Origin of the sequence: Escherichia sp. TW14182 (genome assembly GCF_000208525.1) — a bacterium.
GTDB lineage: Bacteria > Pseudomonadota > Gammaproteobacteria > Enterobacterales > Enterobacteriaceae > Escherichia > Escherichia ruysiae.
This window is the reverse complement of the sequence record NZ_AEJZ01000142.1, coordinates 1-661: the sequence shown is the minus strand read 5'-3', so window position 1 is coordinate 661 and position 661 is coordinate 1. Positions and strand designations below refer to the sequence as shown.

Below are 661 nucleotides of genomic sequence, written 5' to 3'. Positions count from 1 at the left end.
CGGCTTTAGATCGACTGTAAACATACAGAGGCGAAAAAAGAATAATCCCTATAACCGAGGCCGCAAACTGAGGCGCATATTCATTCACAGCCTTAGCTATTTCTTTTTGGTCAAATATTATGCAAGCAATAGCGGCTACATAAAAAACAGCGATGGTAGCTGTATCATTCATAGTAAAAAAGTAGGTTACCAATGGGAGCAACGGAGTAGCCATGTATAAGAAAAAATAAATATTATTAATTTTCAAGTTGTTATGCGTCATTAAAGAATCCCTATCTACTACAAGTTAGCTTATAACTAACACCAAAATGTTGATTGCAAATCTACATCACGATGTACGCGCTTATTGTACGGCAAGAGTATTCATAGACAGGTATATCAACTAACAATTGACCTTCTACGCCAAGCAGTCAGACAGCGGATGTAACAAGTGATAATGGCAAGTTAAGAGGGGGAGAGGATATAGATACACAAGCTAGACAGAAGCATCGCTACACAGGCTGAAAAAAACATCAGCGCGTAAGTGCTCAAATCAAACTATCGGGGAAATTCCGCTTCCTTACTACATTCGGTAACAAATACTTTTACTAAATGTAGTTATGGAAGCAGAATTTGATTAAATCAATCTAACTTGCTTGATAAGTTCAGGCAAAATGATGCT

At 37.5% G+C, this 661-nt stretch carries 1 pseudogene; it reads right to left on the bottom strand.

Annotated features, from left to right (window positions below):
* Positions 1-262, bottom strand: a pseudogene (locus tag EQY_RS26795) (hypothetical protein); the annotation flags it as partial.
* Positions 263-661: the final 399 nt, after the last annotated feature.